The sequence below is a fragment of the Pseudorhodoferax sp. Leaf265 genome (genome assembly GCF_001422365.1).
Taxonomy (GTDB): domain Bacteria; phylum Pseudomonadota; class Gammaproteobacteria; order Burkholderiales; family Burkholderiaceae_C; genus Pseudorhodoferax.
This window is the reverse complement of record NZ_LMMT01000027.1, coordinates 34323-40714: the sequence shown is the minus strand read 5'-3', so window position 1 is coordinate 40714 and position 6392 is coordinate 34323. Positions and strand designations below refer to the sequence as shown.

5 protein-coding genes are annotated in these 6392 nt (G+C 68.3%); 2 read left to right on the top strand and 3 right to left on the bottom strand.

The annotated features are described in order from the left end of the window. The first annotated feature begins 183 nt into the window (after window positions 1-183). Window positions 184-2076 carry an ABC-F family ATP-binding cassette domain-containing protein gene (locus ASF45_RS21355; protein ID WP_056667556.1) on the top strand — a complete coding sequence of 631 codons (1893 nt, stop codon included), beginning with the start codon at window positions 184-186 and terminating at the stop codon, window positions 2074-2076. Between the two features lie 66 nt (window positions 2077-2142). Continuing rightward, window positions 2143-3765 carry a phosphatidylserine/phosphatidylglycerophosphate/cardiolipin synthase family protein gene (locus tag ASF45_RS21350; protein WP_156473124.1) on the top strand — a complete coding sequence of 541 codons (1623 nt, stop codon included), beginning with the start codon at window positions 2143-2145 and terminating at the stop codon, window positions 3763-3765. Here the strand turns inward: ASF45_RS21350 and ASF45_RS21345 are convergent, their stop codons facing one another. From ASF45_RS21345 to ASF45_RS21335, 3 genes are read right to left on the bottom strand one after another with little or no spacing between them, the layout of a single operon-like run. Beyond that, window positions 3766-4857 carry a chemotaxis response regulator protein-glutamate methylesterase gene (locus ASF45_RS21345; RefSeq protein ID WP_056667553.1) on the bottom strand — a complete coding sequence of 364 codons (1092 nt, stop codon included), beginning with the start codon at window positions 4855-4857 and terminating at the stop codon, window positions 3766-3768. It abuts the gene before it with no gap. Between the two features lie 2 nt (window positions 4858-4859). Then, the gene (gene cheD / locus ASF45_RS21340; protein WP_082551182.1) at window positions 4860-5561 is read right to left on the bottom strand and encodes a chemoreceptor glutamine deamidase CheD; all 702 of its coding nucleotides are present in this window, start codon (window positions 5559-5561) and stop codon (window positions 4860-4862) included. Then, the gene (locus tag ASF45_RS21335) at window positions 5548-6384 is read right to left on the bottom strand and encodes a CheR family methyltransferase (RefSeq protein WP_235580993.1); all 837 of its coding nucleotides are present in this window, start codon (window positions 6382-6384) and stop codon (window positions 5548-5550) included. Before ASF45_RS21335 ends, cheD begins: the two co-directional genes overlap by 14 nt. Window positions 6385-6392 lie beyond the last annotated feature (8 nt).

The window sequence follows — 6392 nt, the reverse complement described above, 5'->3', positions numbered from 1 at the left end:
TTTTTTCGCTTTCTTTTTCAACCTGCCGAGCAGCTTGGCCGAGCTGGTGGATCACAGCGTTTGAAGCAGTGATCAGCGAAGCCCACGACTATACAACAGCTTGTCCTGCTCCCGCAAACTTTTTTCGACGATGTGGTGCTGGCGCGTGCCGCGAGGTGACGATGCCGGGATAATTTTCATCCTATGGCTTTGATCTCTCTCTTGGATGCGCATCTCGCGTTCGGTCACGTTGCGTTGCTCGACGGCGCACAGTTCTCCCTCGAAAGCGCCGAGCGCGTGGGGCTCATCGGGCGCAACGGGGCGGGCAAGTCTTCGCTGCTGAAGATTCTGGCGGGCATCGAGAAACCTGACGACGGCACCATGCATGTGCAGCAAGGCCTGCGGCTGGCGTTTGTCGCCCAGGAGCCCGTGCTGCAGGCCGACGACAGCGTCTTCGCCGCTGCCAGCGCCGGGCTCGCCACGGCAATCGCCGCGCGCGACGCCTATCTGTCGGGCGCGGACGGCATCGATCTGGACGCATTGCAGACGCAGGTCGAGGCCTTCGATGCCTGGAATTGGGAGCAGCGCGTGACCGAGACGCTGCAGCGCCTGCACCTGGACGCCGACGCCCGCGTGGGCGACCTCTCGGGTGGCACGCGCAAGCGCGTTGCGCTGGCGCAGGCGCTCGTCGCCCGCCCGGACGTTCTGTTCCTGGACGAGCCGACCAACCACCTGGACCTCGATTCGATCGCCTGGCTGGAAGAACTGCTGATCGACTTCAAGGGCAGCATCGTGACCATCACGCACGACCGCAGCTTTCTGGACCGCGTCGCCACGCGCATCGTCGAGCTGGACCGCGGCCAGCTGATGTCCTACCCGGGCAACTTCGCCACTTACCAGCGCGACAAGGCAGAGCAGGCGGCGCAGGAAGCCGTGATCAACGCCAAGGCCGACAAGCTGCTCGCCCAGGAGGAGGTCTGGGTGCGCAAAGGCGTGGAAGCGCGGCGCACCCGCAGCCAGAGCCGCATCGGCCGGCTCGAGGCCTTGCGCGCGTCCAGCGCTGCGCGGCGTGATGCGGTGGGCCGCGTGCGCATGGACCTGGCCACCGGCCAGAGCAGCGGCAAGATCGTCGCCGAGCTGACCGAAGTCGGCCTGTCGTTCGGCAAGCGCAGCATCGTGCAAGACTTCACCGCCACCATCCTGCGCGGCGACAAGGTCGGCCTGCTGGGCGCCAACGGCGCCGGCAAGACCACGCTGCTCAAGCTGATCCTGGGCGAGCTGGAGCCCGACAAGGGCAGCGTGCGCCGCGGCAGCAACCTGGAAGTGGCCTACTTCGACCAGATGCGCAATGCGATCGACCTGGACGCCACACTGGAGGACTTCATCAGCCCCGGCAGCGAATGGATCGAGATCGGCAACCAGCGCAAACACGTCAAGAGCTACCTGGGCGACTTCCTGTTCTCGCCGGCCCGCGCCAACTCTCCTGTCCGCTCGCTCTCTGGCGGCGAGCGCAACCGCCTGCTGCTGGCCCGGCTGTTCGCGCGCCCGGCCAACGTGCTGGTGCTCGACGAGCCGACCAACGACCTGGACATCGACACGCTGGAACTGCTCGAGGAGCTGCTGCAGGACTACCCCGGCACCGTGTTCCTGGTCAGCCACGACCGCGCCTTCGTCGACAACGTGGTGACGAGCATCATCGCCCACGAGCCCACGCCGCAGCAGCCGGCGCGCTGGCGTGAGTACGAAGGCTCGGTGCAGGATTGGCTGGACCAGTCGCGCCGCGTGCGCGCCCACGAGGCCGCCACCGCGGCCGCACCAGAGCCCGCCGCGCCCCCCAAGCCCAGTGCCACCGCCGCCGCGGCAGCGCCGGCGCGCCGCAAACTCAGCTACAAGGAGCAACGCGAGCTGGAGACACTGCCTGCCCGCATCGCCGCGCTGGAAGCCGAACAGAAGCAGATCGATGCCGAACTCGACGGCGGTGCCCTCTACGCCACCAACGGCGCCCGCGCCACTGAACTGGCCCGGCGCCACAGCACGCTGGACGAAGAACTGCTGCAAGCCATGGAGCGCTGGGAAGTCCTCGACCAGGCGGGCTGAGCCCACAATGGCGCAGCGGCTGCGCCTACAGACACCGCTTCGGCGCATGGCTACCTTCATGGCGCCATGCAGCAGTCCAGCCGCCTCCAGTCTCAGCCCTCCCCCTTGTCGGTCCTGCGGCTGTTCATCGCGTGGATGGCGCTGTGCCTCACCGCCTGTGCCAGCCTGCCGTCCGAGGTGCAGCGCCCTGTCTCCCACGCCCTGCAACAGGCCGACGACACACGTCTGGGCCGCAGTGTGGCCGAACACATCGCCCGCACCGGCCAACGCCACGGTTCGGGCTTTCGGCTGCTGGGCGGAACCGAAGCCGCCTACACCAGCCGGCTCAGTCTGATCGACGCGGCCGACAAGACGCTGGACCTGCAGTACTACGCCATCCTTGCCGACCCCAGCACCGGCCAGCTGCTGCAGCGCCTGCGCGAGGCGGCCGCGCGCGGCGTGCGTGTGCGCATCCTGCTGGACGACTTCAACACCACGGGCGCCAACGCGCAGGTGCTGCGGCTGGCCTTCGTTCCCAACATCGAGGTCCGGCTGTACAACCCGCTGCCCGGTTCGCGGCGCTCGCTCGCCGGCCGGCTGCTGGGGTCGCTGGGCAACATCGAACAGGCCCAGCGGCGCATGCACAACAAGGCCTTCATCGCCGACAACACCGTGGGCATCACGGGCGGGCGCAACCTCGGCGACGCCTACTTTGGCCAGGGCGAAGAGAGCAACTTCATCGACCTCGACGTGCTGGCCGCCGGCCGCATCGTGCGCACCATGTCGGCCAGCTTCGACGCCTACTGGAACAACGAACTCGCCTACCCCGTGCAATCGTTGCTGAGCCCCGACGAACTCGACGCGCTCAAGAAGCCCGACGATCCGCTCGACCAGCCCGACGCCGACCCCGGCGCATCGCCGCTGGACCTCTCACCCGCGCGGCTGACCTGGGCCCCCTCGCTGCTGCTGGTGGACAAGGCCGACAAGATCGCATCCGAACAGGAAGGCCAGGACGACACCGTGGTCGATGGCCTGCTGCGCCTGATGGCGGCCACGCGCGAAGACCTGTTCATCGTCTCGCCCTACTTCGTGCCCGGCGAACCCATGATGGACGTGTTCGCGCAACTGCGCCGCGCCGGCGTGCGCGTGCGCGTGCTGACCAATTCGCTGGCCGCCACCGATGCTCCGTTGGCCCATGTGGGCTACGCGCGCTACCGCAAGCGCCTGCTGGAGATGGGTGTGGAGCTCTACGAGATGCGGGCCGAGCTCGGCGCGGGCGACTCGGTGCTGACCGGCGGCTCGGCCGGCATGGCGCGCGTGGCGCGCCGCGGCTCCGAAAGCAGCCCCCCGCGCCAACCCGGCGCGGGCGGCAGTGTCGGCGCCTCGCGCGCGAGCCTGCATGCCAAGACCCTGGTGCTGGACCACAGCCTGCTGGTGGTCGGCTCGATGAACCTGGACCTGCGCTCGCAGCTGCAGAACAGCGAGATCGCGCTGCTGATCCGCAGCGGCACGCTCGCCCGCCAGGCCGAAGACATGGCCAAGCCCGTGCTGGAGCAGGACGCCTACCGCGTCGCGCTAGAAGACGGCCGGCTGGTCTGGCACGCGCCCGACGGCCCACCCATCCGCACCCGCTTCGAGCCCGATGCGGGCCTGGGCATGCAGTGGCTGCTCAAGCTGATCGGCCCGCTCGCGCCCGACGCGATGCTCTGATCAGATGCGGTGGTGCAGCCGGTCGGTGGCGCTGCCCAGCTTGGCCAGAAGGGCCGGTGCGATCTGGTTCAGCGGCAGCACCTCGTCCACGGCGCCATGGGCGATCGCCTCCTTGGGCATGCCGAACACCACACAGCTGGCCTCGTCCTGGGCGTAGTTGTAGCTGCCCTTGTCGTGCATCTCGCGCATGGCACGCGCGCCATCGTTGCCCATGCCGGTCAGCATGATGCCGTAGGCATTGCGGCCCACCAGCGCCGCCGCCGACAGGAACAGCACCTCCACCGAAGGCTTGTGCCGGTTCACCGGCGGCGCGTCCTCCACCACCGCCATGTAGTTGGCGCCGCTGCGCTCGATGCGGAACTGGCGCCCGCCCGGCGCGATGTAGGCGTGGCCCGGCAGGATGCGCTCGCCGTGCTGCGCTTCCTTGACGGTGATGCGGCACAGCCCGTTCAGCCGCGCCGCGAAGCTGGTCGTGAAGCCCGGCGGCATGTGCTGGGTGATCACGATGGCCGGCGCATCGGCCGGCATCGCCACCAGCACCTCACGGATCGCCTCGGTGCCACCCGTGGAGGCTCCGATGCAGATCAGCTTCTCCGTCGACACGCGGCCCAACAGGCCGCTGCGCGGCGCCGGGCTGGCGGGTGCGGCAGTGCCGGACGGTGCGGCCACCACGGGTGCCGGCTTGCGGAACTTGGCCACCGAGGCCACGCGCACCTTCTCGACGATGTCGCCAGCCAGCTCCTGCAGCCCGGTAGCCAGGCCGATGCGCGGCTTGGCCACGAAGTCCACCGCGCCCAGCTCGAGTGCCCGCAGCGTCACCTCGGCACCCTGCGCCGTCAGCGTGGAGACCATCACCACCGGCATGGGCCGCAAGCGCATCAGCCGGCCCAGGAAATCGATGCCGTCCATGCGCGGCATCTCCACGTCCAGCGTCACCACGTCGGGATTGAGCTCGCGGATCATCTCGCGCGCCACCAAGGGGTCGTTGGCCGCACCGATGCAGGTCATGTCGGGCTGGCGGTTGATGATCTCCGCCAGCAGGCTGCGCACCAGCGCCGAGTCGTCCACCACCAGGACACGGATCTTGGCCATGGTCAGAACAGGTCGACGGAGCCGCCAGCGTTGGACTTGGCCACGGTGGCGGCATTGCCGTTCTTCTCGTGGATCTCGATCTGCTCCGGATGGGCATGGGCCAGCCGCTTGACCATGGCCTTGCCCGTCTCCGGGAAGAAGCAGACCTTGCGCGGGTAGATGTCCAGCACGTCCTGCGACAGCAGCGGGATGCGCTCGGTCTGCAGGTAGTCCACCACGAACTTGGTGTTGCGCTCGCCCACGTTCATGGTCGTGAAGTTGGCCATCACCTGGGCGCCGCCGAAGATCTTGGCCTGCAGCGATTCGCGCCGCGCGCCGCTCTTGAGCAGTTCGTTGATCAGCAGTTCCATCGCGTAGGAGCCGTAGCGGCCGAAGCCGTCCTCGCCGCCGCCTTCGGGCAACATGAAGTGGTTCATGCCGCCGATGCGCGCGCGCGAATCCCACAGGCAGGCCGAGATGCACGAGCCCAGCACCGTCATCATCACGATGTCGTCGCCCGAGACGAAGTACTCGCCCGGCAACACCTTCACGGCGTTGTACTGGAAGTGGTGGTCCAGGTAGAAGAAGGAGGCCTCGCCCGGCTTGCGCGGCGCGCTCTTGAGCTGCTGGAGCGACACCGCACCCGGCCCGCTGCGCGCCGCAGGTGCGGCGGTGGGCGGCGGCGCGCGGCGGCCACCGACAAAGCCTGTTTCAGCGACGCTCATATGCGGTCTTTCCCTTGAGCGTGAACAGGTCACGCGACTCGCTGAAATTCTCGGCATGGCCCACGAACAGCAGGCCGCCCGGCCGCATCACGCGGTGGATGCGTTCCAGCACCTGGCGCTGCGTCGGCGCATCGAAATAGATCATCACGTTGCGGCAGAACACCACGTCGAAGGGCTCGCGGAACGGCCAGTCGTTGCGGATCAGGTTCACGGGCAGGAAGTCGACCGCCTTGATCAGCTCGGGCCGCACGCGCACAAGGCCCTCGTTGCTGCCCTTGCCCCGCAGGAAGAAGCGCTGCAGCCGCTCCTGGCTCACGCCCTTGAGCGATTCGAGCCGGTACACGCCGCGCTGCGCCGTGGCCAGCACCTTGGAATCGATGTCGCTGGCCCACAGGCCGAAGCCGGTGGCCCCGCCCAGCGCCTCCATCGCCGTCATGACGATGGAATACGGTTCCTCGCCGGTCGAGGCCGCGCTGCACCAGATGCGCCAGCCGCTGCCGGCCGGCCGGTGTTGGCGCAGGTGCTGGTCCAGCAGCACGAAATGGTGCTGCTCGCGGAAGAAGGCCGTGAGGTTGGTGGTCAGCGCGTTGACGAACTCCTGCCATTCGGCGCCGTCGTCGCGCTCCAGCCAGCTCAGGTAGTCGTCGAAGCTGTTGTAGCCGGTGTCGCGCAGGCGGCGCGACAGCCGGCTGTAGACCATGGCGTGCTTGCCGTCGTGCAGGGAGATGCCGGCGCGCTGGTAAATCAGGCGCTGCACGCGCGTGAAGTCCGCCTGGGTCCAGGCGAATTCGCGGCCGACCGAAGCGTCCTGACCGGTTGCCATGACAGCCG